At 72.7% G+C, this 26,811-nt stretch carries 21 protein-coding genes and 2 pseudogenes; 19 read left to right on the top strand and 4 right to left on the bottom strand.

Annotated elements, in window-relative coordinates; translation table 11 throughout:
- Positions 1-80 precede the first annotated feature (80 nt).
- From ACVNF4_RS08070 to ACVNF4_RS08020, 11 genes and pseudogenes are all read left to right on the top strand, one after another.
- Positions 81-557 (top strand): DUF6924 domain-containing protein, encoded by a 477-nt coding sequence (locus ACVNF4_RS08070; protein ID WP_461801999.1) that lies wholly within the window; start codon positions 81-83, stop codon positions 555-557.
- A gap of 59 nt (positions 558-616) precedes the next feature.
- Positions 617-1,633: a phosphotransferase enzyme family protein gene (locus ACVNF4_RS08065; RefSeq protein ID WP_461801998.1), complete on the top strand. Its 1,017-nt coding sequence runs from the start codon at positions 617-619 to the stop codon at positions 1,631-1,633.
- Between the two features lie 112 nt (positions 1,634-1,745).
- Positions 1,746-2,576, top strand: coding sequence for a TIGR03084 family metal-binding protein (locus ACVNF4_RS08060; RefSeq protein ID WP_461801997.1), 831 nt, complete (start codon positions 1,746-1,748; stop codon positions 2,574-2,576).
- Positions 2,573-4,246, top strand: a pseudogene (locus ACVNF4_RS08055) (acyclic terpene utilization AtuA family protein); the annotation flags it as partial. The gene ACVNF4_RS08060 and the pseudogene ACVNF4_RS08055, both read left to right, overlap by 4 nt.
- A gap of 299 nt (positions 4,247-4,545) precedes the next feature.
- Positions 4,546-6,144 (top strand): acyl-CoA carboxylase subunit beta, encoded by a 1,599-nt coding sequence (locus ACVNF4_RS08050; protein WP_461801996.1) that lies wholly within the window; start codon positions 4,546-4,548, stop codon positions 6,142-6,144.
- A gap of 6 nt (positions 6,145-6,150) precedes the next feature.
- On the top strand, positions 6,151-8,007 hold the full coding sequence (locus ACVNF4_RS08045; protein WP_461801995.1) for an acetyl/propionyl/methylcrotonyl-CoA carboxylase subunit alpha: 1,857 nt from the start codon (positions 6,151-6,153) through the stop codon (positions 8,005-8,007).
- Positions 8,004-9,164 carry an acyl-CoA dehydrogenase family protein gene (locus tag ACVNF4_RS08040; protein WP_461801994.1) on the top strand — a complete coding sequence of 387 codons (1,161 nt, stop codon included), beginning with the start codon at positions 8,004-8,006 and terminating at the stop codon, positions 9,162-9,164. The genes ACVNF4_RS08045 and ACVNF4_RS08040 overlap by 4 nt, the downstream gene beginning before the upstream one ends.
- A 26-nt stretch (positions 9,165-9,190) precedes the next feature.
- The gene (locus tag ACVNF4_RS08035; RefSeq protein WP_461801993.1) at positions 9,191-10,759 is read left to right on the top strand and encodes a 4-coumarate--CoA ligase family protein; all 1,569 of its coding nucleotides are present in this window, start codon (positions 9,191-9,193) and stop codon (positions 10,757-10,759) included.
- Complete coding sequence (locus ACVNF4_RS08030) at positions 10,756-11,490, top strand: enoyl-CoA hydratase family protein (protein WP_461801992.1); 735 nt, start codon at positions 10,756-10,758, stop codon at positions 11,488-11,490. The genes ACVNF4_RS08035 and ACVNF4_RS08030 overlap by 4 nt, the downstream gene beginning before the upstream one ends.
- Positions 11,478-12,089, top strand: a complete 612-nt coding sequence (locus tag ACVNF4_RS08025) for a TetR/AcrR family transcriptional regulator (protein WP_461801991.1) — start codon at positions 11,478-11,480, stop codon at positions 12,087-12,089. Before ACVNF4_RS08030 ends, ACVNF4_RS08025 begins: the two co-directional genes overlap by 13 nt.
- A 62-nt stretch (positions 12,090-12,151) precedes the next feature.
- Positions 12,152-12,706 carry a hypothetical protein gene (locus tag ACVNF4_RS08020; protein ID WP_461801990.1) on the top strand — a complete coding sequence of 185 codons (555 nt, stop codon included), beginning with the start codon at positions 12,152-12,154 and terminating at the stop codon, positions 12,704-12,706.
- 13 nt (positions 12,707-12,719) lie between these two features.
- Here the strand turns inward: ACVNF4_RS08020 and pdxH are convergent, their stop codons facing one another.
- Positions 12,720-13,406, bottom strand: coding sequence for a pyridoxamine 5'-phosphate oxidase (gene pdxH / locus ACVNF4_RS08015; RefSeq protein ID WP_461801989.1), 687 nt, complete (start codon positions 13,404-13,406; stop codon positions 12,720-12,722).
- A 367-nt stretch (positions 13,407-13,773) separates the two neighbouring features.
- On the opposite strand from pdxH, the gene ACVNF4_RS08010 reads away from it, so the two are divergent.
- Positions 13,774-14,874 carry a citrate synthase 2 gene (locus ACVNF4_RS08010; RefSeq protein ID WP_461801988.1) on the top strand — a complete coding sequence of 367 codons (1,101 nt, stop codon included), beginning with the start codon at positions 13,774-13,776 and terminating at the stop codon, positions 14,872-14,874.
- A gap of 83 nt (positions 14,875-14,957) precedes the next feature.
- On the opposite strand, the gene ACVNF4_RS08005 is transcribed toward ACVNF4_RS08010, so the two are convergent.
- A complete protein-coding gene (locus tag ACVNF4_RS08005) occupies positions 14,958-15,974 on the bottom strand; it encodes an isopenicillin N synthase family dioxygenase (protein WP_461801987.1) in 1,017 nt (338 codons plus the stop codon).
- A 635-nt stretch (positions 15,975-16,609) separates the two neighbouring features.
- Between ACVNF4_RS08005 and ACVNF4_RS08000 the strand changes: the two genes are divergently transcribed.
- Together ACVNF4_RS08000 and ACVNF4_RS07995 are read left to right on the top strand one after the other, a co-directional pair.
- On the top strand, positions 16,610-17,104 hold the full coding sequence (locus ACVNF4_RS08000) for a GNAT family N-acetyltransferase (RefSeq protein ID WP_461801986.1): 495 nt from the start codon (positions 16,610-16,612) through the stop codon (positions 17,102-17,104).
- Positions 17,105-17,136: 32 nt separating this feature from the next.
- Positions 17,137-18,531 carry a PAS domain-containing protein gene (locus ACVNF4_RS07995; protein ID WP_461801985.1) on the top strand — a complete coding sequence of 465 codons (1,395 nt, stop codon included), beginning with the start codon at positions 17,137-17,139 and terminating at the stop codon, positions 18,529-18,531.
- A gap of 26 nt (positions 18,532-18,557) precedes the next feature.
- On the opposite strand, the gene ACVNF4_RS07990 is transcribed toward ACVNF4_RS07995, so the two are convergent.
- Positions 18,558-19,310: an SIS domain-containing protein gene (locus ACVNF4_RS07990; RefSeq protein WP_461801984.1), complete on the bottom strand. Its 753-nt coding sequence runs from the start codon at positions 19,308-19,310 to the stop codon at positions 18,558-18,560.
- A 369-nt stretch (positions 19,311-19,679) separates the two neighbouring features.
- On the opposite strand from ACVNF4_RS07990, the gene ACVNF4_RS07985 reads away from it, so the two are divergent.
- The 3 genes from ACVNF4_RS07985 (at position 19,680) to ACVNF4_RS07975 (ending at position 23,050) form a co-directional block, all read left to right on the top strand.
- Positions 19,680-20,372 (top strand): metal-dependent transcriptional regulator, encoded by a 693-nt coding sequence (locus ACVNF4_RS07985; RefSeq protein ID WP_461801983.1) that lies wholly within the window; start codon positions 19,680-19,682, stop codon positions 20,370-20,372.
- 718 nt (positions 20,373-21,090) lie between these two features.
- Positions 21,091-22,143 (top strand): alpha/beta fold hydrolase, encoded by a 1,053-nt coding sequence (locus tag ACVNF4_RS07980; RefSeq protein ID WP_461801982.1) that lies wholly within the window; start codon positions 21,091-21,093, stop codon positions 22,141-22,143.
- A 64-nt stretch (positions 22,144-22,207) separates the two neighbouring features.
- Positions 22,208-23,050 (top strand): class I SAM-dependent methyltransferase, encoded by an 843-nt coding sequence (locus ACVNF4_RS07975; protein WP_461801981.1) that lies wholly within the window; start codon positions 22,208-22,210, stop codon positions 23,048-23,050.
- Between the two features lie 144 nt (positions 23,051-23,194).
- Here ACVNF4_RS07975 and ACVNF4_RS07970 read toward each other — a convergent pair whose 3' ends face one another.
- Positions 23,195-23,857, bottom strand: a complete 663-nt coding sequence (locus ACVNF4_RS07970) for a bifunctional DNA primase/polymerase (protein WP_461801980.1) — start codon at positions 23,855-23,857, stop codon at positions 23,195-23,197.
- A gap of 382 nt (positions 23,858-24,239) precedes the next feature.
- Here ACVNF4_RS07970 and ACVNF4_RS07965 point away from each other — a divergent pair, with 382 nt between their 5' ends.
- Positions 24,240-25,625 (top strand): transcriptional regulator, encoded by a 1,386-nt coding sequence (locus tag ACVNF4_RS07965; protein ID WP_461801979.1) that lies wholly within the window; start codon positions 24,240-24,242, stop codon positions 25,623-25,625.
- A 231-nt stretch (positions 25,626-25,856) separates the two neighbouring features.
- Positions 25,857-26,811 (top strand): annotated as a pseudogene (locus tag ACVNF4_RS07960) (hypothetical protein); the annotation flags it as partial.

Raw genomic sequence — 26,811 nt, 5'->3', positions numbered from 1 at the left:
GGGGGCGAAGTACCTAGGTCGTACGGTTGCCCCCGTAGGGGATCGTCGACGGTGTCGCTGATGAGCATGAGGGGAAAGGCATGCGAGCGTTGCCCGCTGTCACCGGCCGTGATGAGTTCGATGCGCTGGTTGTCAGGACCGACTACCTCGACGACCAGGCGTGGCGGGGCGTGGCGGCGGAGCTGATGAAGCCCTGGGGGGACATGCCGTACGAGGCGGACGTTCACTTCGTCGACGATCCGGTCTGGGCAGAGGCGACCCCTGATGAAGTGCTGACGGCAGTCCGCGACGACGACAATCTGGTCGCTGTTTTCCTTGCCGACCGTACGACCATGCAGGCCGAGAGCCACCCGTTGCTGGCGGTCACCACGCTGACGCGGGAGGAATGCTTCGACGATGAGGACTACGAGCGACTGACCGAGTTCGGGCGGGATTTCCGCGTCGCCCCCGCACAACTCAACGAGGTCCACGCGAACCTGAGCATCGGCAACCTGGGGTTCGAGGAGTTCGCGGGATGGGCTTATGACGATCCCGAGGGGATCTTCCGGTCCGCCTAGCCGGGTTCACGGAGAAATCCCGTACCCCGCGAGTACTACGGGAACTACAGTCCACCCCCGTGCCCGCACCCACCAGGACAGTCGAAGCCGCAGCCGTCGCCGACGCCTACTCTCTCGGCTCCGGCCCGTGGACCGTCACCGCCGTGACCCGGGGTGCCTTGGGGCGGATCTGGAAGTTGACCGGCGCCGGGTCGTCGTGGGCGGTGAAGGAGATGCTGTTCGGGTGTGACGAGGAGCAGGTCGCTCGGGAGGCGGCGCTCAGGGACGCGGCGGAAGAGCTGGGTATCTCCGCGCCCCGGCTCCACGCCAATCGCGACGGTGTCCACGTCACCCGGCTCGGGGCGTCCGCGGTCAAGCTGTACGACTGGGTGGAGGGGAGCTCCGCCGATGCCGCCGACCCCGCGATCCTGGACTGGTTCGGGCGGACGGCCGGGCTTGTCCACCGAGCGGGGGCGGGTGCGGAGGGGCCGGTGGCCGACTGGTACGAGCGGTGCCCCGACGACGCCGAGTGGCAGGAACTCGGTGAGAAGGTGCACCGCGCGGAGCTGCCCTGGTCCGGTGAACTGGACCGCTTCGTCAAGGGCGTCGTACCTGAGCTGTCCGAGTGGGTGGGACCTGCGGGTGACGCCGATCTGGTGACGTCGCATCTCGACTTTCAGCCGCAGAACGTCCTGGTGGGACCTGCGGGGCCGGTTCTGCTCGACTGGGACAACGCCGGGACGATCTCGGCCGAACAGGAGCTGGCGCGTGCCCTGTTCATCTGGTCGGGAGGGAACGAGCCGGACGCCGGGAGGGCGCGGCGGATCGTGCGGGCCTATCGTTCGGCGGGTGGTCCCGGGGTGATCCGAGGGGTGCGGTCGTTCTCCATGCTCTTCGCGACGGCCCTCAACTATGTTCGGGTGCAGGCGGATTGCGCGGTCGACCCGGAAGTCACCGAGGATCAGCGGGTGTTCGGCGCGGAGCAGGCGGTCCACTGCATGCGGGTGATTCCACGGTTGGACGCCGTGAAGCTGCTGGTCGAGGCGGTGGGGGCGGGGACTGGACGGCCTGTCGGCCAAGGAGCAGCCGGCCACTGAACGGCCTGTCGGCCACTGAACGGCCGGGCGGCTGCGGGCGCCCGGTGACCGCCCTGACTCAATCCATGCAAGCACGCTTGATTGTTTTAACCCTCGCTGCCATGCTCGGCCCATGGCCGACCCCACCCCCGTCATCGATGATCTGCGTGCCGAGAGCGAGGAACTCGACCGGCTGGTAGCCGAGTTGACCCCGGAGCAGTGGAAACTGCCGACCCCCGCGACCGGTTGGGTCATCGCTCACCAGATCGCGCACCTCGCCTGGACCGACCGGTCCGCCCGGATGGCGATGACCGACCAGGGCGCGTTCTCGCGCGAGGTGGAGAAGGCGCTCGTGGCGCCCGGCGACTTCGTGGACGCCGGGGCGCGGGAGGGGGCGGAACGGCCGCCCGAGCGCTTGCTCGGGGGCTGGCGGGCCGAACGTGAGGCGCTGGAGAAGGTTTTGCGGTCCGCGCTTGAGCGGGGGCGCTTCCCCTGGTACGGCCCGCCGATGTCGACCGCCTCCATGGCCACCGCCCGGCTGATGGAGACCTGGGCGCACGGCCTGGACGTCGCGGACGCGCTCGGTGTCACCCCGGTCCCCACCGACCGGCTCCGGCACATCGCCCGACTCGGCGTCCGCACCCGGGACTTCGCGTTCGGCGTGCACGGACTGGAGATGCCGTACGAGGAATTCCGCGTCGAACTCATCGCACCCTCAGGCGAGTTGTGGACGTACGGTCCGGAGAACGCCGATCAGCGTGTCAGCGGGACGGCGCTTGACTTCTGCCTTCTGGTCACCCAGCGGGCCCACCGGTCCGATCTCGCCCTGAGAGCCGAAGGGTCGGAAGCCGAGCAGTGGTTGGGGATCGCCCAGGTCTTCGCGGGACCGCCCGGAGGGGGTCGCCCGCCGAAGTCGGCCCCCGCTGAACAGCCTGGCGGACCGCCTGCCGGGGAGGCCGGGTGACGCTCCGGATAGGCAACTTCTCAGGGTTCTACGGCGACCGCCTCGACGCCCTCCACGAGATGCTGACCGGAGGCGAACTCGACGTCCTCACCGGCGACTTCCTCGCCGAACTGACCATGCTCATCCTCGGCCGGGACCAACTCAAGGACCCCGGCGGCGGGTTCGCGCGCACCTTCCTGCGGCAACTGGAGGACTGCCTCGGCCTCGCACACGAACGCGGGGTGCGGATCGTCACCAACGCCGGGGGGCTCAATCCGGCCGGACTCGCCGATGCCGTACGGAAGTTGGCAGGCCGGCTCGGGGTTCCGGTGAAGGTCGCGCACGTCGAGGGGGACGATCTGCGGGGGCGGTTCCCGGACGCGCTCGCCGCGCACGCCTACCTCGGGGGGTTCGGGATCGCCGCGTGCCTGCGGGAGGGCGCCGACATCGTGGTGACCGGGCGGGTGACCGACGCGGCGCTCGTCACCGGGCCCGCCGCCGCGCACTTCGGGTGGGGGCCGACGGAGTACGACAAGCTCGCGGGCGCGGTCGTCGCCGGGCACGTCCTGGAGTGCGGGACGCAGGCCACCGGCGGCAACTACGCGTTCTTCCGGGAGGCCGACGTGCGCCGACCCGGCTTCCCGGTCGCCGAACTCCACGCCGACGGCAGCTGCGTGATCACCAAGCACCCCGGCACGGGCGGGCTGGTCGACGTCGGGACGGTCACCGCGCAACTGCTGTACGAGACGGGTGGCGCCCGGTACGCGGGGCCCGATGTGACCGCCCGCCTCGACTCCGTACGACTGGAGAGTGACGGGGTGGACCGGGTCAGGGTCGTAGGGGTACGGGGGGAGGCGCCGCCGCCGGATCTCAAGGTCGGGCTGAGCCGGCTCGGGGGGTTTTGCAACGAGGTCGCCTTCGTGCTCACCGGGCTCGACATCGAGGCCAAGGCCGCGCTCGTGCGGGAGCAGATGGAGACGTACGCCTTCGCCGGGGTGCGGCCCGCCGAGGTGCGGTGGGAGCTCGTGCGGAGCGACCGGGCCGACGCCGGGACCGAGGAGGGGGCTGGCGCGGTCCTGCGGCTGGTCGTACGGGACGTACGGGAGGAGGCCGTCGGGCGGGCGCTGAGCGGGGCCGCCGTCGAACTGGCTCTCGCGAGCTACCCCGGGTTCCATGTGCTCGCGCCGCCCGGCCGGGGCTCCCCCTACGGGGTGTTCGAGGCGGCGTACGTGCCCCGGGGCGAGGTCGAGCACCGGGCCGTCCTCGACGACGGGCGGCGGATCGTCGTCCCCCCGGCCGCCGGCACCGTCGTCCTCGAACCGGTGCCGCAGCCGGTGCTGCCTGCGCCGCCGCCTCCCTCCCCGGTACTACGGGTACCCCTGGGGACGGTCGCCGGGGCGCGGAGCGGGGACAAGGGCGGGGACGCCAACGTCGGGGTGTGGGTGCGGACCGACGAGGAGTGGCGCTGGCTGGTCCACGAGCTGACGGTCGACCGGTTCCGGGAGCTGATCCCCGAGAGCCGCGCCCTTCCCGTCACCCGGCACGTCCTGCCCGCCCTGCGCGCCGTCAACTTCGTCGTCGAGGGCCTCCTCGGCGCCGGAGCCGCCTCCCGGCACCGCTTCGACCCCCAGGCGAAGGCCCTCGGCGAATGGCTGCGCGCGCGGCACGTGGACGTCCCGGAGAGCCTGCTGACGACTTCGGCGCGCGCGGGCGCGTCACCGGAACACCGGGACGACCGGCCGCACTTCCACGCGCGGGGGCCTCTTGCCGCCCGGGAACCCGGCGCCGCCAGGGCACCTGTCGGGAGCCAGGCACCTCCCGGCGCCCCGCCGCCCGGCACGAGCCCCACAGAGCCCGCAGACAGCCTCACGCGGCCCTCGGATCCTCCCGCTCCCCGGCCACCCCGTCCGAGCCCTCCAGGGCCCGCCGACGGCCCCTCGGGACCCCTGCCGGACGCCCCGGACGACCCCACCCCCTCGGAGGCCACCCCGTGACCGTCCTGTCGACCGCTCTGGATGTGCACGGCCCGGACTACCGGGCGAACCGTGAGGCGATGCGGGGGAAGCTCGACGAACTCGCCGTCGAACAGGCGAAGGCGCTCGCCGGGGGCGGGCCGAAGTACGTGGAGCGGCACCGCGCGCGGGGGAAGCTGCTCGCGCGGGAGCGGATCGAGTTGCTGGTCGATCCGGACACGCCGTTCCTGGAGCTGTCGCCGCTGGCGGCGTGGGGGAGCGAGTACCCGGTGGGCGCGTCGCTCGTGACGGGCATCGGGGTCGTCGAGGGCGTGGAGTGCCTGATCACGGCCAACGACCCCACCGTGCGCGGCGGGGCGAGCAACCCCTGGAGCCTGAAAAAGGCCCTCCGGGCGAACGACATCGCGCTCGCCAACCGGCTGCCCTGCGTCAGCCTGGTGGAGTCCGGGGGCGCCGATCTGCCGTCACAGAAGGAGATCTTCATCCCCGGGGGTGCGATCTTCCGGGACCTCACCCGGCTCTCGGCGGCGGGCATCCCGACGGTCGCGGTCGTCTTCGGCAACTCCACGGCCGGTGGCGCGTACATCCCCGGGATGTCCGACCACGTGATCATGGTCAAGGAGCGCGCCAAGGTGTTCCTCGGCGGCCCGCCGCTCGTGAAGATGGCGACCGGTGAGGAGAGCGACGACGAGTCCCTGGGCGGCGCGGAGATGCACGCGCGCGTGTCGGGTCTCGCCGACCACTTCGCGGTGGACGAGCGGGACGCCCTGCGGCAGGCACGCCGCGTGGTGGCGCGTCTCAACCACCGCAAGGCGTACGACGAACCGGGACCGTACCGTCCTCCGAAGTACGACGCGGAGGAACTCCTGGGGATCGTCCCGGGCGACCTGAAGGTTCCGTTCGACCCGCGCGAGGTGATCGCGAGGATCGTCGACGCCTCCGACTTCGACGAGTTCAAACCGCTGTACGGGACGAGCCTCACCACCGGGTGGGCGACGCTGCACGGCTACCCCGTAGGGATACTCGCGAACGCGCAGGGCGTGTTGTTCAGCCAGGAGTCCCAGAAGGCCGCCCAGTTCATCCAGCTCGCCAACCAGCGGGACATCCCGCTGCTGTTCCTGCACAACACCACCGGCTACATGGTCGGCCGGGAGTACGAACAGGGCGGCATCGTCAAGCACGGCGCGATGATGATCAACGCGGTGAGCAACAGCCGGGTGCCGCACCTGTCGGTCCTCATGGGCGCGTCGTACGGGGCCGGCCACTACGGGATGTGCGGCCGGGCCTACGACCCCCGGTTCCTGTTCGCCTGGCCCAGCGCCAAATCGGCCGTCATGGGCCCTCGGCAGCTCGCAGGCGTCCTGTCGATCGTCGCCCGGCAGTCCGCCGCCTCGAAGGGCCTTCCGTACGACGAGGAGGCCGACGCGGGCCTTCGCGCCGTGGTCGAGCGGCAGATCGAGTCGGAGTCCCTGCCGATGTTCCTGTCGGGGCGGCTGTACGACGACGGAGTGATCGACCCGCGCGACACCCGCACGGTCCTCGGCCTGTGCCTGTCCGCGATCCACACCGCCCCCTACGAAGGCGCGCGCGGCGGCTTCGGCGTCTTCCGGATGTGAGGCCCAGTGATTTCGACGCTGCTGGTGGCCAACCGGGGCGAGATCGCCTGCCGGGTCTTCCGTACGTGCCGTGAGTCGGGAATCCGAACGGTCGCCGTGCACTCGGACGCCGACGAGAACGCCCTCCACGCGCGCGTGGCCGACCGCTGTGTACGGCTGCCCGGAGCGACGCCCGCCGAGACGTACCTGCGCGGCGACCTGATCGTGAAGGCGGCGCTCGCGGCCGGCGCGGACGCCGTGCACCCCGGGTACGGGTTCCTGTCCGAGAACGCCGAGTTCGCCCGCGCGGTCCTCGACGCGGGCCTCCTGTGGATCGGCCCGTCCCCCGAGGCGATCGAGGCGATGGCGTCCAAGACGCGCGCGAAGGCCCTCATGGGGATCGCCCCGCTCACCGACGTCACCGAGGACGACCTCCCGGTGCTGGTGAAGGCGGCGGCCGGGGGCGGTGGGCGCGGGATGCGGATCGTGCGCAGCGCGCGGGACCTCGCCCCCGCCCTGGAGGCCGCCCGCGCGGAGGCCGCGAGCGCCTTCGGGGACGGCGAGGTGTTCGTCGAGCCGTACGTCGAGAACGGGCGCCACGTCGAGGTGCAGATCCTCGCCGACACGCACGGCACCGTGTGGGCGCTCGGCACGCGCGACTGCTCCCTCCAGAGGCGCCACCAGAAGGTGATCGAGGAGGCACCCGCACCGGGGCTGTCCGAGACGGTGACCCGGGAACTCCACGCCCTCGCCGTACGTGCCGCGCGCGCGGTGGCGTACGTCGGCGCCGGAACCGTCGAGTTCCTCCTCGCCCCCGACGGCACCGCGCACTTCCTGGAGATGAACACCCGCCTCCAGGTCGAACACCCCGTCACGGAGGCCGTGTTCGGCCTCGACCTGGTCGCCGGACAGATCCGCGTCGCCGAAGGAGCCGCCCTCCCGGACGAGCCTCCCCCCGCGCGCGGGCACGCGATCGAGGCCCGCCTCTATGCCGAGGACCCCGCGCGCGACTGGACCCCGCAGACCGGCACCCTGCACCGCCTCGCCGTCCCGGAGGGCGTCCGCCTGGACACCGGGTACGCCGACGGCGACGGGATCGGCGTCCACTACGACCCGCTGCTCGCCAAACTCGTCGTCCACGCGCCCACGCGCGCGGAGGCGGTCCGCAAGCTCGCCGGGGCCCTGGAACGGGCGGTGGTCCACGGGCCGACGACCAACCGGGACCTCCTCCTGCGCTCCCTGCGCCACGAGGAGTTCACGGCGGCCCGGATGGACACCGGCTTCTACGACCGTCACCTCGCGGCCCTCACGCGCGCGCCCGCCGACCCCCTCGCGCCTCTCGCGGCGGCCCTCGCGGACGCGCACGGCCGCTCCCGCTTCGGCGGCTGGCGCAACGTCCCCTCGCAGCCCCAGCGCAAGCGGTACGCACTCGCCGGCGAGGAGCACGAGGTCGAGTACCGGCACACGCGCGCCGGACTGGAGGCGGACGGGGTGCGCGTGGTCCACGCGGACGCGGGGAGCGTCGTCCTCGAAGCCGACGGTGTGCGGCGCCGGTTCGAGGTCGCCCGGTACGGCGACCGGGTGCACGTGAACGGGACGGCGCTGACCGTGCTGCCCCGCTTCCCGGACCCGGTGCCCCAGCGGGTCCCGGGCTCGCTGGTCGCGCCGATGCCCGGGACGGTCGTCAAGGTGGCGCCCGGTCTCGTCACCGGATCGAGTGTCGCGGCGGGAGAACCGATTGTCTGGCTCGAAGCGATGAAGATGCAACACGCCATTTCCGCCCCGGCCGCCGGGACGCTGACGGCGCTGGAGGTCCAGGAAGGACAGCAGGTGGAGGTGGGAGCCCTGCTGGCCGTGGTCGAGAGCGAAGAAGGAGCACCGTGAACCCCGTTGTCGAAACAGACGAGCACAAGGCCCTCCGTGCGGCCGTCGCGGCCCTCGGCGGGCGCTACGGCCGCGACTACCTCACGAAGGTCGTCGACGAGGGCCGTCACCCCACCGAGCTGTGGCAGGAGGCCGCGAAGCTCGGCTACCTCTCGGTCAACCTGCCGGAGGCGTACGGCGGCGGAGGCGGCGGCATCGCCGAACTCGCCCTCGTCCTCGAAGAACTGGGAGCGGCGGGCTCACCCCTGCTGATGATGATCGTCTCCCCGGCCATCTGCGGCACGGTGATCGCCCGCTTCGGCACCGGCGCGCAGAAGCGCGAGTGGCTCCCCGCCCTCGCGGACGGCTCGCGCCTGATGGCCTTCGGGATCACCGAACCGGACGCCGGCTCCAACAGCCACCGCATCACCACCACGGCCCGCCGCGACGGCGCCGACTGGCTCCTCACCGGCCGCAAGGTGTTCGTCTCGGGCGTGGACGCGGCGGACGCCACCCTGATCGTCGGCCGCACCGAGGACGCGCGCACGGGCCGCCTGCGGCCCAGCCTGTTCATCGTCCCGCGCGACGCACCGGGCTTCACCCGCCGCCGCATCGACATGGAACTGCACAGCGCGGAGAAGCAGTTCGAACTCACCCTGGACGACGTCCGGCTCCCCGCCGAAGCCCTCGTCGGCGACGAGGGCGCGGGCCTGGCGCAGCTCTTCGCCGGCCTCAACCCCGAGCGGATCATGACGGCCGCCTTCGCGATCGGCATGGGCCGGTACGCGCTCGCGCGCGCCGTCGCGTACGCCCGCGACCGCACCGTCTGGGACACCCCCATCGGCGCCCACCAGGCGATCGCCCACCCCCTCGCCCAGGCGCACATCGACCTCGAACTGGCCCGCCTGATGACACAGAAGGCGGCCCACCTGTACGACGCGGGGGACGACACGGGCGCGGGCGAGGCCGCCAACATGGCCAAGTACGCGGCCGGGGAGGCGTGCGTGAAGGCCGTCGACCAGGCCGTGCAGACCCTCGGCGGCAACGGCCTCACACGCGAGTTCGGCATCGCCTCGCTGATAACCGCCGCGCGCGTGGCCCGTATCGCTCCGGTGAGCCGGGAAATGATTCTCAACTACGTCTCCCACCAGAGCCTGGGCCTGCCCAAGTCGTACTGACCGCCGCCCCCGCGCGAGGAGGAACCGTGTTCCGCAGCGAGTACGCAGACGTTCCCGCCGTAGACCTGCCCATCCACGACGCCGTCCTCGGCCGCGCCGCCGAGTCCGGCGACCTGCCCGCGCTGGTCGACGGCGTGGACGGCACGACCCTCAGCTACGAGCAACTGGACCGCTTCCACCGGCGCGTGGCCGCCGCGCTCGCCGACGCGGGCGTGCGCAAGGGGGACGTCCTCGCCCTGCACAGCCCCAACACGGTCGCCTTCCCGGTCGCCTTCTACGCCGCCACGCGCGCGGGCGCCTCGGTCACCACCGTCCACCCCCTGTGCACGCCCGAGGAGTTCGCGGGCCAGCTCCGCGACTCGGCCGCGCGGTGGATCGTCACCGTCTCGCCCCTCCTGGAGACGGCCCGCCGCGCGGCCGAACTCGCCGGCGGCGTCGAGGAGATCTTCGTCTGCGACGCCGCGACCGGCCACCGCTCGCTGAGCGGCATGCTCGCCTCCCGGGCCGCCGAACCAACCCCGTACGTCGACCCCGTCGAGGACGTCGCCGTCCTCCCGTACTCCTCCGGGACGACCGGCGTCCCCAAGGGCGTCATGCTGACCCACCGTCAGATCGCCACGAACCTCGCCCAGTTGGAGCAGGTGGTCCCCATGGGCCCGGGTGACCGGATCCTGGCGGTCCTCCCGTTCTTCCACATCTACGGCCTCACAGCGCTGATGAACGCCCCCCTGCGCCAGGGCGCCACCGTCGTCGTCCTGCCCCGCTTCGACCTGGAGACGTTCCTCGCGGCCGTCGAGAAACACCGCATCACCGGCCTGTACGTCGCCCCGCCGATCGTCCTGGCGCTCGCCAAGCACCCGGCGGTCGAGCGGTACGACCTGTCGTCCGTGAGGTATGTCATCAGCGCCGCCGCCCCCCTCGACGCCGGTCTCGCCGCTGCCTGCGCGCGCCGGCTGAACCTGCCGCCCCTCGGCCAGGCGTACGGCATGACGGAACTGTCGCCCGGCACCCACATCGTCCCCCTGGCCGCGATGCGCGAGGCGCCACCCGGGACCGTCGGCAAGCTTATCGGCGGCACCGAGATGCGGATCGTCTCCCTCGACGACCCCGGCAAGGACCTCGGCCCCGGGGAGTCCGGCGAACTCCTCTTCCGGGGACCGCAGGTCATGAAGGGCTACCTGGGCCGGCCGGACGCCACCGACGCGATGATCGACACCGACGGCTGGCTGCACACCGGGGACGTCGGGCACGTCGACGAGAGCGGCTGGCTGTTCGTCGTCGACCGGGTCAAGGAACTCATCAAGTACAAGGGCTTCCAGGTCGCCCCCGCCGAACTCGAAGCACTCCTGCTGACCCACCCGGACATAGCCGACGCCGCCGTCGTCGGCACGTACAACGCCGACGGCAACGAGGTGCCGCACGCGCACGTGGTGCGCCGGCCGTACGCCGAGGACCTCTCCGAAGGAGAGGTCATGATGTACGTCGCCGAACGCGTCGCGCCCTACAAGCGCGTCCGCCGGGTCACGTTCGTCGACACGGTGCCCCGCGCGGCCTCAGGGAAGCTCCTGCGGCGCCAGCTGAGGGGGCGGACATGACACTGGTCGGCCGCAGCCGCGAGCGCGGTGTCGAGCGCCTCAGCCTCGACGCCGTGGACACCCGCAACGCCCTCTCGGCGGCCCTCGTCGGCACCCTCGCGGACGCGCTCGCCGACTGCGCGAAGGATCCCGGCGTCCGGGCCGTCGTCCTCACCCACAGCGGGAGCACGTTCTGCGCGGGCGCCGATCTCAAGGACCCGCCCGCGCCGAAGGAGTTCGTGGAGCTGCTCCGCGCGGTCGTCGAACTCGGCAAACCCGTCGTCGCGCGGATCGCCGGGCACGTCCGCGCGGGCGGACTCGGGCTCGTCGCCGCCTGCGACGTCGCCGGGGCGTCCACCGGATCGACGTTCGCGTTCACCGAGGTGCGCGTCGGGGTCGCGCCCGCCGTCATCTCGCTGCCCCTGCTGCCGCGCGCGGACCCCCGCGCCCTCGCGCGGTACTGCCTCACCGGCGAGCGGTTCGACGCCGCCGAAGCCGTCCGCGGCGGGCTCGTGACGGTCGCCGGGGACGACGTGGACGACGCCCTCGCGCCCGTCCTCGACGGGCTGCGCAGAGCCGCGCCGGACGGGCTGGCGGAGACGAAACGGCTGCTCACGGCTAAGGTTCTCGAAGCCTTCGACCGGGACGCCGCAGAGCTGACGGCGCTCTCCGCGCGGCTGTTCTCCTCGCCGGCGGCCCGCGAAGGGACGACTGCCTTCCTCGAACGACGGGACCCCGCATGGGTGTTGTGACCGCCGACCGCGCGCCGGGCGACCGGGTGCCCAAGCAGGACCGCAGCCGGGCCACCCGGCAGCGGCTCCTGGAGGCCGCCGTCGCCTGCCTCGCCGAACACGGCTGGGCGGGCTCCACGGTCTCCGTCGTCGCCGAGCGCGCGGGGGTCTCCCGGGGGGCCGCGCAGCACCACTTCCCCACCCGTGAGGACCTGTTCACCGCCGCCGTCGAGTACGTCGCCGAGGAGCGGTCCGGGGCCCTGCGCGCGCTGTTCCCGCAGGGGGCCACCGACCGCGCGGCCGTCGTCACCGCCCTCGTCGACCTCTACACCGGGCCCCTCTTCCGCGCGGCCCTCCACCTGTGGGTCGCCGCCTCCAACGAGGAACAGCTCCGCCCCCGGGTCACCGAACTGGAGGCCCACGTCGGGCGCGAGGCCCACCGCATCGCCGTCGAACTCCTCGGCGCCGACGAGTCACGCCCCGGCGCGCGGGAGACCGTCCAGGGGTTGCTGGACATGGCGCGGGGGCTGGGGCTCGCCAACCTGCTCACGGACGACCGGGCCCGGCGGGAGCGGGTGGTGGGGCAGTGGGTGGCGTTGGTGGAGGCGGAGTTGGGGTGAAGTGAGGGAGGCAAAGGTGCAGTTCAGGGGCGTTGTCAGTGGCGGGATCTACGGTGGGTGCCATGGGGGACACGTACCAGACGGTCGCCGACCGCGACGCGACTCCGCAGGACGCCGCGCACCTCGCCCGCGCAGTGGTGGACTGGCTGGTCGCAGAGGGCATCGTGCTGGCCGAGGCGCAGTCGGGCTGGGCGCTGGGGAGCGACCTGGCCCATCCACCCGGCCCGCACTGGCACAAGGCGGTCGCCGACGCGCGCTGGGGAGCGCCCGAGGGCGTTGCCGTCCACGTCGAACCGCACATCTTCCTCGGCACGGGGAGATTCGACGCGATCTGCCCGCGCTGCCAGGCGGTCTGCACCGACGAGGGCGGTCCGCTGACCGACTTCGGCGATGCCATCGCCCTCTGGCACGAGACCGGCGCGGTCGGCGTCCTCACCTGTCCCGCCTGTACCGAAGCCGTCCCGCTGCCCGACTGGGACTGGAGCGACAACTCCATGGCCTTCGTCCACCTCGGCTTCGAGTTCTGGAACTGGCCCCGGCTCTCCGAAGCTTTCCGCGCCCGAATATCCGGCTTCCTGGAGGGGCACCGCACGGTCTACCTCGGGGGCAGGATCTGAACCCCCGGGCCCCTCAGGGGCTCAAGCGCTCCACCCGCCACCCCCCGTCCGCCTCCGCGACGTACCGGAGCCGGTCGTGGAGGCGGTTCTCGCGGCCCTGCCAGAACTCGACGGACTGCGGGGCAATGCGGAAGCCGCCCCAGTGCGGCGGGACGGGGACCTGTTCGCCCTCGGGGTAGCGGGCCGCCAGCTCGGTGTACGAGGCGTCGAGTTCCGCGCGGGAGGGGACGGGGGTCGACTGGGCGCTGGCCCAGGCGCCGAGCTGGGAGCCGTGCGGGCGGGTGCGGAAGTACGCGGCGGTCTCGTCACGGCCGGTGCGGCGGGCGACGCCCTGGACGATGACCTGGCGGGCCATCGGATGCCAGGGGAAGAGGAGAGCGACGTACGGGTTCTCGGCGAGGTCGTGGGCCTTGCGGGACTCGTAGTTGGTGTAGAAGACGAACCCCTGCTCGTCGAAGTGCTTCAGCAGCACGGTCCGCGCGCTCGGCCGTCCCTCGGCGTCGGCGGTGGAGACGACCATCGCGTTCGGCTCGAACAGGTGCGCCTCCGAGGCGGCCTGTTTGAACCAGCGGGCGAACTGCTCCACGGGGGTCGCCGCGAGGTCGTCCTCGGCAAGACCCTCCGCCCGGTACTGCGTACGCATCGCGGCGGGATCGGGGGACGCGCTGTCGTGGTCGCTCACGTGGTCATCCTGCCGCATCAGGGCCGCGGGCGGGGAGGTCTGCCGTATCGCGCAAGAGGCGCGACCGCCGTACGCCGTCAGGCATGTCCCGGTGCTCCGGCGGGCACCCTTCGGGTGGCACTCAGTGCCGTACGACCTCCCCAAAGGTGACACTCGGGGATATGGTGCTGATGCCGCACCGGTGGGACGGACGACGCCTCCCGGTACACCCGCAAGCCGCACGCGTCCGCCGCGCGGGGAGCCGCCCGCCACGCCGGATCCGCACCCGGCACCCGGCTCGCGCCCCCGTCGCACCCGAGTACCCCTTCCGCGCACCCCGTATCACCCGAGGCACCCCCGCACACTCACCCGCACATCCCGTTCGCACACATCGAGGAGCCGCCTGATGTCCGACTTCGTACCCGGTCTCGAAGGAGTCGTCGCGTTCGAGACGGAGATCGCCGAACCGGACAAGGAGGGCGGCGCCCTGCGGTACCGGGGCGTCGACATCGAGGACCTGGTGGGGCACGTCTCGTTCGGGAACGTCTGGGGCCTGCTGGTCGACGGCGCGTTCGACCCGGGGCTGCCGGCCGCCGAGCCGTTCCCGATCCCGGTGCACTCCGGGGACATCCGGGTCGACGTGCAGTCCGCGCTGGCCATGCTGGCCCCTGTGTGGGGCCTCAGGCCCCTCCTGGACATCGACGAGGCCCAGGCCCGCGACGACCTCGCGCGGGCCGCTGTGATGGCCCTCTCGTACGTCGCGCAGTCCGCGCGCGGGCAGGGCACCCCGATGGTGCCGCAGCGGGAGATCGACAAGGCGCGGTCCGTCGTCGAACGGTTCATGATCCGCTGGCGCGGGGAGCCGGACCCGAGGCACGTCGCGGCCGTCGACGCGTACTGGACGTCCGCCGCCGAGCACGGCATGAACGCCTCGACGTTCACCGCGCGGGTCATCGCCTCCACCGGCGCGGACGTCGCCGCCGCGCTCTCCGGGGCCGTCGGGGCCATGTCCGGGCCGCTGCACGGCGGGGCGCCCTCCCGGGTGCTCGGCATGATCGAGGAGATCGAGCGGACGGGCGACGCCGAGGCGTACGTGCGCCAGGCGCTCGACCGGGGTGAGCGCCTGATGGGCTTCGGGCACCGGGTCTATCGCGCGGAGGACCCACGCGCGCGCGTGCTGCGGCGTACCGCGCGGGAGCTGGGGGCGCCGCGGTTCGAGGTCGCCGAGGCGCTGGAGAAGGCCGCGCTCGCCGAGCTGCACGCGCGCCGGCCCGACCGGGTGCTCGCCACCAACGTGGAGTTCTGGGCGGCGATCGTCCTCGACTTCGCGGAGGTGCCGGCGCACATGTTCACGTCGATGTTCACGTGCGCGCGTACGGCGGGGTGGTCGGCGCACATTCTGGAGCAGAAGCGGACGGGGCGGCTGGTGCGGCCGTCCGCGAGGTACGTGGGGCCGGGGGTTCGGGAGCCTCGGGAGGTCCCGGGGCACGCGGGAATCTCCCATTGAGGCCCTGAGGCGGCCTGGGACGGCCCCTCCCGAGGTGCGGGACCCCCGGGGCCGTCCGTCTCGTCCGTGCCCGTACGAGGCCGTTACGCGGGCGTCAGGAGGCTCGTGTGGTGCCTCTCCGCCACCAGCGGGTGTGCCCGCAGCTTGCCCTTCAGCTCGTTGAAGCCGTACTCCGCGAACAGGGGGTTCGCCGGGTCCGTCGTCACCCCGGGGGCGGTCGAAGCGTGCGGGAAGACCAGGGGCTCCACGCGCGCGTCCAGGCGCGGGTTGTAGAAGAACGGGACGGAGAAACGTTCCACTGCGGCCGGCGGGGAGACCACGCGGTGGTTGGTGGCGAGCAGGTAGCCGTTCGTGGCGACCTCCAGCAGCTCACCCAGGTTGACGACGAAAGCGCCCTCCAGAGGCGGCACGTCGTGGAAGAGGCCGTCCGCGCGCTGGACCTGGAGGCCGCCCACCCGGTCCTGGAGAAGGAGCGTCAGGAAGCCGTAGTCCTTGTGGACGCCGACGCCCTGGTCGGCGCCGTTCCCGGCGTTCCCGGGGTAGCGGACGAGCTTGAGGTGCGGGTGGGCGCGGTCCCCGAAGACGGCGTCGTAGAAGTCAGGGGCCGCGCCTATGGAGGCCAGCAGTTCGTGCAGGAGCTTCTCCGCGACGGCGCTGAGGCGGTCGACCCAGCGCAGGGCCGCCGTCCGCAGCTCGGGGAGCGACGCGGGCCACTGGTTGGGGCCTTCGAGCCACCAGTACGGCGCCTCGCCGGGACCCGGCACGCGCGCGGGGCGTTCGGCGCCGATGTCGAGCTGGTCGCGCCAGTCCTGACGGCCGCCGGTGCGCTCGTCGCCCGTGCGCGTGTAGCCGCGGAAGTGCGGCGAGTTCACGTTGTCGAGGGCGAGGCGCTCGGCCTCCGGGAGCTCGAAGAAGCGCCGCATCGCCGTCAGCAGGGCGGCGGTCTCGCCGTCCGGCACGCCGTGCCCCACGAGCTGGAAGAAACCCACGTCGTGCGCCGCGCTGTGCAGACGCGCGTGCAGTTCCGCACGCGCGCGGGAGCCCGCGTCCGCCGCGGAGAGGTCGATGATCGGGAGCTGCTGGTACGACGGGTTCGTCATGGTGCGTCCGTAGGTGTACGGCGGCAGGCCCGCCGCCGTGGGTGGGGTGCGGGCGCGGGTGCCGGGTGAGCGGGAGCGGACGGCCGTGGGGTGGCCGGGAATGCGGGGCTGGAGGCTCAGACGGAGCGTCGACAGCCCATGCTCGTGACGCGGACGAAGTCCACGTGGCGGCGTCGAACGAGCGGAGGCATACGCCCAGGCTACTGCTTGCCGGAGGATTCGTACGTGGCGCAGATCACTTCCCGGAAATCCTCCGTTCACTCCCCAGCAAGCCGCCGAAAACGCAGGCGACCCGCGAGTCGGGTTCCTCCGGAGAGGAGCCGGCCGGACGTACCGGCGACTCGCGGGTCGGGTGACTGCTTGGGACTGGGCCGGCTGCACACGGTCTCCCGCGCGCGGGTCCGGCACCGCACAGAGTGGGTGACGGGCCCTAGCCCGCAGCCACCTCACGCGTCCGGTTTCCGTACATCTGCCGAACCACCTCCCTTCGTGTGTGCTCCACACCCTAGGAACCCCTCCCGGGGGCCTCAACCGGTTTTTTCGTCACCGGATCTCAAGTAGGACGATCGGGGTGGGGAGGCGGCCCCGGGTGCTCTTCGTTGACACGCGCGTGGAGAGCGTGTTCGGCTCTTCGCGTGATCGGTTTCCGTGTTGAACCCGCAGTCGGCGAGCAGGCGTTGGAGCAGTGGCGGCACGTGCACAACGTGATCGTGCCGCCTGCCGCGTTGTCGCTCGAACAGGTCGCCGAGCGGGCCGTGCGGTACCGGCTGGAGAACGCGTACGCCGGGGACGTGCTCGTCGGCTGCTCGACCGTGCGTCCGCCGGAGGGGGAGGAGCGGGCGGCGACGGTCATCGCGCGGGTGCTGCCCGAGTTCCGGAGGCGTGGGTACGGGGACGCGCTGTACCGGCACGCGCTCGCCCACGCGCGCGAGATGGGTGCCGGGGCGATCGAGACGTGTGTGCTGGCGGTGAACACCGAGGGGCTGGCGTTCGCTCGCGCGCGGGGGTTCGCCGAGGTCGAGCGGTACACGTTGGACGGCGGTGGCGGTGAGTGGTGGGTCGATCTGCGGAGCACGAATCTCGGGCCGGCTTCCGGGAACACGGTGTGGGCTGAGTCACGTTCCAGTTGAATGGAAGGGCGAGGAGCGGTTAGGGGGTCCGGATGAGTGCTTCCCGACGTAGCGGAACCACCGACGAGCTGGGCCCGGACGAGCCCGGCAGGGACGGGCCGTACGGGTTCGACCTGCTCTCCGCGCTGCTCGACGGCATGGACGCCGCGCTGTGCGCGTTCGACGCCGACGGGGTCGTCACGCACTGGAACCGCGAGGCGGAGCGGATCCTCGGCTGGAGTGCCGAGGAAGCCGTGGGCCGGCACGGCTTCGCCGGCTGGGCGGTGCGCAGTGCGGACGCCGAGGAGGTCGAGGGGCGGCTGATGGCCGCCATGCGCGCGGCCGGGCGCCAGGTGCACGAGTTCGCGCTCCTCACCAAGGACGGCGGCCGGGTCCTCGTCCGCACCCAGTCGTCCGCCGTGCGCGGACCCGACGGCAAGCCCGCCGGCCTGTACTGCGCGTTCAGCGAGGTGCACGCGCAGATCGACCTGGAGCGGTCCATCGCGCTCAGCGAGGCCCTGTTCGAGGACGCCTCCTGGGGCGTTGTCCTGGTCGACGCGGACCTGCGCCCCGCCGTCGTCAACACGCACGCCGCGCGGGCGCTCGGCACGGGCCGTACGGCCGTCCTGGGCCGTCCGCTGGGCGAATTGCTCACCCACGGCGTGCAGGAGCTGGAGAGTGCCTTCACGCACGTCCTCGCGGAAGGCGCCCCGCCCGCGCCGGCCGAGATGTGGATCGGCGTGCGCACGCCGGACGGTGAGCGGCGGCGCTGCTGGCGCAGCGGGTTCCTGAGGCTGGCCTCGCCGCTCGCGGAGGAGCCCGTGCCGCTGGGCGTCGGCTGGCTCTTCCAGGACGTCACGGAGGCCAAGCAGGGCGAGCAGGAGGCGGCGCTGCTGCGCTTCCGCGCCAACCAACTGCACCGGGCCGCGCGCGCGGCGGCCGAGTGCGAGGACCCCGCCGAGGCCGCGACCGTCCACCTCGACTTCTCGCTCGCCGGGTTCGCCGACCACGCCTTCCTGGACCGCCTCCACACCGCCCCGCACGCGGACGCCGACCTCACCGCGCCCGTGCGGCTGGTCCGGGTCGCGGCGACCCCCGCGGGCGGGCCGGGGCCGAGTGTCCTGAGCGCCCACCCAGGTCTCCCCGTCGGCTATCCGGAGGGGCACCCCGCGCTCCAGTGCGTCGCCCGCGCGGGGACCGTCCGTGCCGGTGCCGGCGGCATCCCCGACGACCAGGCCCGCATCTGGGCGCGCACCCGGCAGTGGCCCGAGGACACCGTCCACGCCCTCTCCACCGTCCTGCGCAGCCGCGGGCGCACCCTGGGTGCCGTCACCTTCCTGCGGGGCCGGGGGCGTACGGCGTTCGAGCGGGTCGACACGGCGTACGCCGAGGACGTCGCCGTGCGGATCGCCGCGGCGCTGGATCTGGCGGGGGAGAAGCGCCTCTAGAGGCACCTCTTCCGGCCGGTCACGGATCAGCTCCAGAAGATCCGGTCCCTGTACTCGTCCATCACGCGCGCGTTCCACTCGTGTCCGCCGTCGACGTTGCCCGACCGCAGGAGGGGCGGTTCGACGCCGCGGGCGGCGAGGGAGGCCGCGGCGGTGGCCATGACGGCCTGGAGGAGGGCGGACGTGACGACGGTGGAGGCGGGGGCGAAGGGGGCCGGGACGGTGTCCAGGGACAGCTCGGCGTCGCCGACGGCGACCTTGGAGTCCAGGACGACGTCGCAGTGGTCCTTGAGGAAGGTCCCGGAGGAGTGCCGGGAGGCGGTCTCGGCGGCGTACGCGACGGACGTGACGCCGATGACACGCACACCGCGCGCACGCGCGTGGAGGGCCATTTCGACGGGGAGCGGGTTGCGTCCCGACAGGGACACGATGACCAGGGCGTCGCCCGCGCGGAGCGGCGAGTTGTCCAGGACGACCGCCGCGAGGCCGTCCACGCGCTCCAGGGCGGAGCCGAGCGTCGCCGGCCGGACGTCGACGCCGACCAGGCCCGGGACGGACAGCAGGTTCATCACCGCGAGGCCGCCCGCGCGGTAGACGAGATCCTGTGCGGCGAGCGAGGAGTGGCCCGCGCCGAAGGCGAACAGCCGCCCGCCCGCGACGACCGTGTCGGCCAGCAGTTCGCCCGCCGCCTCCACCGTCTCGGCCTCCTCCGCGCGCACCCGCTCCAGCAGTGCGGCGGCAGCCTCGAAGAACCGCTCCCCGACCCCGCGCTCACCCATCCCGACAACCCCTTCACACCGTCCGTGAACCACACCCGCCCGTTCCGCGGATCACCGTGCGGTCTGGACCAGTGCGGTGTCAATACGGGGGACGTGTGCGGGGCCGGGGCGGTGGGTGGGGTTGTCGCTCACCCGCGCTCGCCGCCCGCGCGCAGATGAACATCTGTCGACCAGGATGCGGCGGCTGTGTGCGGAAGGTGGTGCGCCGGGGGCGTGGGGGGTTCGGTGCGCTGCTGAAGGCCGGTGTGCGGGGTGGTGGTTTTGTCGGCGCGGCACGGTTGTCAGTGGTATCCGGCAGAATTGAGGCCAGGGCCAGCGCACGCGCCGAAGAGCCGTCGAGCCTTCGGCAGAGCTAATCGAGGGGCATGTATGTCCGGACTGATCGACACCACGGAGATGTATCTCCGCACCATCTTTGAGCTGGAGGAGGAAGGTGTGGTCCCCATGCGCGCCCGGATCGCCGAGCGGCTCGACCAGAGCGGGCCGACGGTGAGCCAGACGGTCGCGCGCATGGAGCGGGACGGCCTCGTCTCCGTGGCCACCGACCGGCACCTGGAGCTGACGGAGGAGGGCCGCTGCCTCGCCACCCGCGTGATGCGCAAGCACCGCCTCGCCGAGTGCCTCCTGGTCGACGTGATCGGCCTGGAGTGGGAGCAGGTCCACGCGGAGGCGTGCCGCTGGGAGCACGTGATGAGCGAGGCCGTCGAGCGCCGTGTCCTGGAGCTGCTGCGCCACCCCACCGAGTCGCCCTACGGCAACCCCATCCCCGGCCTGGAGGAGCTCGGCGAGAAGGACGGCGCCGACCCGTTCCTCGACGAGGGCATGGTCTCCCTGGTCGACCTCGACCCCGGCGCCGAGGGCAAGACCGTCGTCGTCCGGCGTATCGGCGAGCCCATCCAGACGGACGCGCAGCTGATGTACACGCTGCGGCGGGCCGGCATCCAGCCCGGATCGGTCGTCAGCGTGACGGAGTCGGCGGGCGGCGTGCTGGTCGGCAGCGGCGGGGAGGCGGCGGAGCTGGAGTCGGACGTCGCGTCGCACGTGTTCGTGGCCAAGCGCTGAGCCGGCCCGAGTACCGAGTCGGGCAAACGCCGAGCCGGCCGAGCGTCGAGACGGCCCGGCGCTGAGGTGACCCGGCCGTCCGGAGCGGCGGTGGGATCGAACGCCGAGGCCACTTGAGCCGTGGGTCCCGGCGGGCGTGCGGGGGCGCTTCGCGGGGCATGGTCAACTCCTGAACCGCGCACGGCGTTTGGGGTTCCCTTCGGGTCCGAGGCGCCCGAAGATTCCCTGTGCCGAATCGCAGCGCTCCGGCGCTGCGCGTGCGAGGCTGTCGCGTGAGGCATATGACCGGAGGGGGCGGGATGGCACGCCGCAGACGTGAGAAGGGCCCCGGTGCCTCGCGGCACCGGGGCCTGTCCTCCCCTGTGCTGACCCGGAGCCCCGAGCTCCCAGGGTCAGTCCCCGCGGACCGGTTTCCCCGACCGGCCCGCCTCCCGCTGAAGATCTCCCCTCGGCAGCGGCGATCATTCCTTGAGCGTGGTCACTCGAACGAGCGGTGTTGCCGCCGGATACCCCGTTTCTCGAATGCGCATTCGATATTCTGCGGGTGAGGGGCCGCGGAAAGCGGAGGCCGCGCTTCGGGCGGGAGCGGGGCGGCCGACGGCGGTGGTGGGACAGGGCGTTAGTGGTACGACGGCAGACACGAAGCGGTTGAGACTCGGACCGGTGGGCTTGAGCGGGAGCGGGCCGGCCGAGCGGAGCCAGGGGGGTGCCAGGACCGATGGCGCGACGCATCGAGGTGACCGGGGCCGGCGGGGTACGCCTCGTGGCCTGGGAGTTCGGTGATCCGCCCAAGCCGATTCCGGACCAGCCGGGGGCGCCGGAGGAGGCCGGGCGGGGGCCGGGTTCCGAGGCGGACGGGCGGGGGGCGCCGCCGGGTGAGCGGGCGGCGCGGGGTGTCGTCCCGGGCGGGGACAGCGCGCGGGGCGCTCTTTCGGGTGATGCGGTGAGCGGTGACGCCGGAACGGGCGACACCACGGCCGGTGACGCCGTGAGCGATGACCCCGGAGCCGGAGTCCTCTTACTCCACGGCCTCATGGGCCGGGCCTCCCACTGGGCCTCCACCGCCCGCTGGCTCTCCGGCCGGCACCGCGCGGTGGCGCTGGACCAGCGGGGGCACGGGCAGAGCGAGAAGCCCCCGGAAGCCGCGTTCACCCGCGAGGCGTACGTCGAGGACGCGGAGGCCGCGCTGGAGCAGCTCGGGCTCGGTCCCGCCGTCCTCATCGGGCACGCGATGGGAGCGCTCACCGCGTGGCAGCTCGCCGCGAAGCGTCCCGACCTCGTCCGCGGGCTCGTCGTCTGCGACATGCGGGCTTCCGCCCTCGGCGCGGCCTCCCAGCGGGAGTGGGCCGACTGGTTCAAGTCCTGGCCCGTCCCCTTCGCCACCCTCGCCGACGTCCGCAAGTGGTTCGGGGAGGACGATCCCTGGGTCGAGCGGCCCAACCCCGCGCGCGGGACGTTCTACGCCGAGGTGATGCACGAGTCCGGGGACGGCTGGCGGCCCGTCTTCGAGCCCGAGCAGATGCTCAAGTCCCGCGAGACCTGGGTCTACGACGCGCACTGGGAGGAACTCACCCAGGTCCGGTGCCCCTCCCTCGTCGTCCGCGGCCTCGACGGCGAACTCGGCCGTGCGGAGGCCCAGGAGATGGTCCGCGTCCTCCCCCGAGGCCAGTACGCGGAGGTTCCCGACGCCGGCCACCTCGTCCACTACGACCAGCCGGAAGGGTGGCGCGCGGCGATCGAGCCGTTTCTGGACGGGGTGTTCGCGGAGTGAGAGGGGGAGGGCGGAGGTGAAAACGAGGTGCCTCCGCCCAGCCGCCTGACTACCGTCCCCCACCATGACGACACCCCCACCCGCCCCCGAACCCCCGCACACCCCCGACTGGCTCTCGGCCAACCGCGCCAACTGGGACGAACGCGTCCCGATCCACACGACCGGCCCCTTCTACGACCTCCCCGCCTTCGTCGCCGGCAAGGACTCGCTCCAGGACTTCGAGGACAGCGAGGTCGGTGACGTCGACGGCCGGACCTTGCTCCACCTCCAGTGCCACCTGGGCCTGGACACCCTCTCCTGGTCCCGGCGCGGAGCCGTCGTCACCGGCCTCGACTTCTCCGCCCCGGCCGTCGAGGCGGCCCGCGACCTGGCCGCGAGGATCGGCGCCGACACGGCCCGTTTCGTCACCGCGGACGTGTACGACGCCGTCGAGGCACTGGAAGGGCAGCGCTTCGACATCGTCTACACCGGCTTCGGCGCGCTGTGCTGGCTCCCGGACCTCACCGCCTGGGCGCGGACGGCCGCCGCGCTCGTAGCCGACGGGGGTTTCCTCTATCTCGCCGAGTACCACCCGATCGCCGACCTGCTGGACGACGACGTGACCGGCACGGCGACCTCGGTGGACGGCTCGGTGGACACGGCCATGGACACCTCCGCCGAGAACGACTACTTCCACCGCGCCCCCATCGTCGTAGACGCCCCCGGCACCTACGCCGATTCCACCGCCCCCATGACCTCGACGGTGACCGTCGAATGGCGGCACGGCGTCGGCGACGTCGTCAGCGCCCTGGCCGCGGCCGGCCTGCGTCTGGACTTCCTGCACGAGCACGACCACGGCCACTTCAGGCACCCGGCAGGGCAACGGGTCCCGCTGGTCTACTCGTTGAGGGCGACGAAGTCGAACTAGGGCTCAGCCGTGGGACACCCGGCTCCCCACCTGAACCCACCCCAACCCACAAACTCCCTCGGCCGGGCCTCGCGGCCCGACCGGTTCGATGTAACTCCCCAGTGCCCCACCGCGAACGGCCAACACCAGCCAGGGGAACCGCGTTTACCGATCCCGCCCGCAGGCGTAGGCGAGCGGCGAGATGAGTTCCTCCGCGTCCGGCAGCCAGCGGTTCGCGGCGGTGGGACGGCAGGCCCACTGCACGGCGCGGGACCCGAAGCGGGTCGGCGGCGCGGCGACGTAGGACCCCTCGCCGAGGACGTCGAGATCGAGGGACCCGACGGACCAGCCGATCCGCCGCAGCAGATCCGGCACCTTCACCGACGCCCCGGGCAGCACGAAGAACTGCATGCGCCCGTCGGGGGAGAGGGTCACGGGACCGAGGGTCAGCTCCATCCGCTCCATCCGCGCGAGCGCGAGGAACCCCGCCGTCTCGGGCACGGAGATCGCGTCGAACGTCCGGCCGGTGGGCAGCAGGATGGAGGCCATCGGCTGCTTCTGCCACATCCTGCGGGCGACGGTCGCACTGCCCGTCGCCTGGGACGCCCAATCGGGGCGCACGGGATGTGCGCCGGGAGCGGCACACTTGGCGTCACCGCAGGAGCAGCGCTGCACTCCGTCGACGGGTTCAAGCCAGGTGCCGGAGAACACGTCCCAATGACGCTCCTCGGCATAGCGGACGGCGGTTTCCAGCAGCGTTTCCCCGCGCTGCTTCGGGATTTGGGTGGCTTCGGCGACGCCGGCAATGGTCTCTTCCACGGTGAGCACAACTCTAGCGGTCACGAGGGGTTACGCGTGCCCGAAAGCCTGGGCGGAAGCGGGCTCTCACCCGGCTCTGACGGATGTTCAGGTGCGCGGGGGAGAGCACCGGTTCGGCCTTCGGGGCGCATGGGTGCACGTCCGGGGGCGCGTGGCAGGAAAGCGCCGGGGAACGGGTAGCCACAAATCGGGGGGAACGGGGAGTCACGCTGAGGGGTGGGCTCCGTCCGGGAGTTCGGGCAGCACTCCGGCAATCCTCGCAAGTCCCGCATTTTCGCCAAGTTCGCTGGGCACTGATCTTCACGGCCGGATTTTTACGACCCGGAGCCGACCGGTGGAAGACACGTCAACTCGGTGCGTGGCAGGCACCGCAGCCACAGGGGGTTACACCATGGCCGCAAGGCCGCTTGTCGCGCGGCAGCCGAACGAACGGTTGCAGGCGCTCATCCAGGAGGCGGCGTGCTCGAACGCCGGTCTCGCCCGCAGGGTCAACATGTGCGGGGCCGAACACGGCCTCGACCTGCGCTACGACAAGACGTCCGTCGCCCGCTGGCTGCGCGGACAGCAACCGCGGGGCAGGGCACCGGCGATCATCGCCGAGGCGCTGGGCCGCAAACTCGGCCGCACGGTCACGATCGACGAGATCGGCATGGCCAACGGCAAGAACCTCGCCTCGGGCGTCGGCCTCCAGTTCTCCCCCACCGTCCTCGGCGCCATCGAGCAGGTCTGCGAGCTGTGGCGCAGCGACGTCGGCCGGCGTGACTTCCTCTCCGGCTCCTCCGTCGCCGCGTCCGCGCTCGTCGAGCCCAGCCGCGACTGGCTGATCTCGGCGCCGGACGCGCAGGTCGCCCGCTCGGCGGGGCCGCGTGTCGGGCAGTCGGACGTGGCCGCCGTCCGCGCGATGACGCAGGCGCTCGTCGACCTCGACCACCAGTACGGCAGCGGGCACGTGCGCCCCGTCGTCGTCCACTACCTCAACAGCGTCGTCTCCGGTCTGCTCGCCGGGTCCTACCGGGAGGCCGTGGGACGGGATCTGTTCGCCGCTGTCGCCCGACTGACCGAACTGGCCGGCTATATGGCCGTCGATACGGGCCAACCCGGTCTCGCCCAGCGCTACTACATCCAGTCGCTGCGGCTCGCGCAGGCCGCGGGGGACAGAGGGTACGGCGGGTACGTCCTCGCCGCGTCCATGAGCCACCTCGCCGCGCAGCTCGGGAACCCGAGAGAGATCGCCCAGTTGGCGCGCGCGGCGCAGGAAGGGGCGCGCGGACGGGTCACCCCGCGCGCCGAGTCGATGTTCCACGCCGCCGAGGCCCGCGGCCACGCCCTGCTGGGGGACGTCCGCGCGGCGCAGCTGTCGTCCACCCGCGCGATCACCGCGCTGGAGGCCGCCGAGACCGACACCGGGGACGACCCGCCCTGGATCGCCCACTTCGACGAGGCGTACCTCGCCGACGAACTCGCCCACTGTCACCGCGACCTCGGCCAGGCGGAGGCCGCCGCCCGCTGCGCCGAGCAGTCCCTCGCCGGACACCCCCCGACCCGCGCGCGCCGCCGCGCCATCGGGTACGTCCTGCTCGCCACCGCGCAGGTCCAGCAGCGCGAGATCGAGCAGGCGTGCACCACGGGACTCAAGGCGGTCGAACTCCTGGAGACCCTGCGCTCGGGCCGGGGCGCGGAGTACCTGGACGACCTCCAGCAGCGTCTGGAGCCCTACCGGGACGAGCCCGTCGTCCGCGAGTTCGGGGCCCGCCTCGACCTCCAGACGGCGGCCTGATCCGACGCGGGGCGCTCCGCGGGAGCGGGCGTGTTCTCGGGGCGCCGCCCGACCGCGATCCGCCCCGCCCGAACGGCCGAGCCGCCGTACCGGTGGGTACGGCGGCCGGCGCCTGTCAGCAACGTCACAGAGCGGCAGGTCACGGTCTGAGCCGTGTGGTCCGGGGTTTCGGGGGGACCCGGTAGCGTGGGCCGACGACTGTCGTGAAGTCCCCCGTTCGGAGGAGTTTCGGTGACGCAGAGTGGACAGGGCGAGGAGCCCTCGGCGCGACCCGCGCGCGAAGGCATCGTGCTGCCCTCGGACGGGGGTGCGCCGCTGCTGCCGGGCATGACGGGCGCCTCGGCCGTCCCCCCGGCTCCCCGGTACGACCCGCAGCCCGACCCGTCACCGGTGACCGGCCAGGGCTGGACGCCGCCGCCGGCCCAGCCGTCCCACCCGACGACCCAGAGCTGGCCGCTGCCGCCGGAGGGCGCCCAGTCCCCGGTGACGTACGGACAGGGGGCGCCGGCACCGTCGTACGGCCAGGCACAGCCGTCCGCGTACGACCAGGCACCCGTGTACCAGCAGCCGGCCATGGACGAGGCCGCTACGCAGTACATCCCACCCGTGGTGGACGGCGGCTACCCGAACTCCGGGGGATTCCAGGGTTCTCCCGGAGGTTTCCCGGGTTCTGAAGGAGCCACGCAGTACCTCCCGCCGGTCCCCTCGGTCGAGGAGGGCGCCACGCAGGTGCTCCCCCCGATCCCCTCGGGCGCCCTGCCCCCCGAGATGGGTTCCTACCCGGGCGCCGACTCCGCCCCGACGCAGGTCATCCCGCCCGTCCCGGCGGACGGCGGCCCGCCCGCCGGCTTCGAGAACCTCTTCCGCGACACCCCGGCGACCACACCCCCGCCGCGCCCGCAGCAGACCTACGGCGGCCCCCCGAGACAGCCGGCCCCCGCCGGGTACGCCCCGCAGGACGCGTACGACGACGGCGGTGGGCGTGGCCGGGCCGGCCGCAGCCGCTCGAAGGTGCCGATGATCGCGGCGGCGGGCGTCGCTCTCGCGGCCGTCGGGATAGGCGTCGGCGCCCTGATGGGCAGCGGCGGTGACGGCAAGAGCGACAACAACAGCACGAACGTGGCGACGTCCGCCGACGAGGGCCAGGGCGGCGGCCAGGCGGCCGGGGGCGGCGCCGAGGCGCAGG

It is taken from the genome of Streptomyces sp. S6 (assembly GCF_054880855.1).
This window is presented reverse-complemented; position numbering and strand designations above follow the sequence as displayed.

Excerpts from the sequence above, each read along its gene's own strand:
- ACVNF4_RS08070 (WP_461801999.1), top strand. The coding sequence starts at position 81 with ATGCGAGCGTTGCCCGCTGTCACCGGCCGTGATGAGTTCGATGCGCTG.
- ACVNF4_RS08060 (WP_461801997.1), top strand. The coding sequence starts at position 1,746 with ATGGCCGACCCCACCCCCGTCATCGATGATCTGCGTGCCGAGAGCGAG.
- ACVNF4_RS08030 (WP_461801992.1), top strand. The coding sequence starts at position 10,756 with ATGACACTGGTCGGCCGCAGCCGCGAGCGCGGTGTCGAGCGCCTCAGC.
- ACVNF4_RS08025 (WP_461801991.1), top strand. The coding sequence starts at position 11,478 with ATGGGTGTTGTGACCGCCGACCGCGCGCCGGGCGACCGGGTGCCCAAG.
- ACVNF4_RS08020 (WP_461801990.1), top strand. The coding sequence starts at position 12,152 with ATGGGGGACACGTACCAGACGGTCGCCGACCGCGACGCGACTCCGCAG.
- pdxH (WP_461801989.1), bottom strand. The coding sequence starts at position 13,406 with ATGCGGCAGGATGACCACGTGAGCGACCACGACAGCGCGTCCCCCGAT.
- ACVNF4_RS08010 (WP_461801988.1), top strand. The coding sequence starts at position 13,774 with ATGTCCGACTTCGTACCCGGTCTCGAAGGAGTCGTCGCGTTCGAGACG.
- ACVNF4_RS08005 (WP_461801987.1), bottom strand. The coding sequence starts at position 15,974 with ATGACGAACCCGTCGTACCAGCAGCTCCCGATCATCGACCTCTCCGCG.
- ACVNF4_RS07995 (WP_461801985.1), top strand. The coding sequence starts at position 17,137 with ATGAGTGCTTCCCGACGTAGCGGAACCACCGACGAGCTGGGCCCGGAC.
- ACVNF4_RS07990 (WP_461801984.1), bottom strand. The coding sequence starts at position 19,310 with ATGGGTGAGCGCGGGGTCGGGGAGCGGTTCTTCGAGGCTGCCGCCGCA.
- ACVNF4_RS07985 (WP_461801983.1), top strand. The coding sequence starts at position 19,680 with ATGTCCGGACTGATCGACACCACGGAGATGTATCTCCGCACCATCTTT.
- ACVNF4_RS07980 (WP_461801982.1), top strand. The coding sequence starts at position 21,091 with ATGGCGCGACGCATCGAGGTGACCGGGGCCGGCGGGGTACGCCTCGTG.
- ACVNF4_RS07975 (WP_461801981.1), top strand. The coding sequence starts at position 22,208 with ATGACGACACCCCCACCCGCCCCCGAACCCCCGCACACCCCCGACTGG.
- ACVNF4_RS07965 (WP_461801979.1), top strand. The coding sequence starts at position 24,240 with ATGGCCGCAAGGCCGCTTGTCGCGCGGCAGCCGAACGAACGGTTGCAG.